We start from the raw sequence: 226 nt of genomic DNA, 5'->3' as shown, positions 1-226 counted from the left end.
TCGACGGTGACGGTCCGGCCGAAGCTATCGCCGTCCCTCAGGTCGACCCAGGCTCCGAAGATCCGTCCGGCCGCGATCGAGACCAGCTTGTCCCACGGCTCGGCGTGGAAGCCCCGGGTGACCCCGGCCAGGGTGTTGTAGGCGATGCTGTGCTGCACCGGCCCGAAGTCGGGCAGCCCGAGCGCGGTCATCTTCGCCCGCTGCCAGTTCTCCTTGAACCAGCCCC

1 protein-coding gene is annotated in these 226 nt (G+C 69.5%); it reads right to left on the bottom strand.

The window, feature by feature from the left end; all coding sequences use genetic code 11:
- The coding region (locus BN358_RS28675; RefSeq protein WP_198018376.1) for a dTDP-4-dehydrorhamnose 3,5-epimerase family protein at positions 1-226 on the bottom strand (226 nt) is incomplete at both ends.

The organism is Sedimentibacter sp. B4, from assembly GCF_000309315.1.
Taxonomy (GTDB): domain Bacteria; phylum Bacillota; class Clostridia; order Tissierellales; family Sedimentibacteraceae; genus Sedimentibacter; species Sedimentibacter saalensis.
This window is presented reverse-complemented; position numbering and strand designations above follow the sequence as displayed.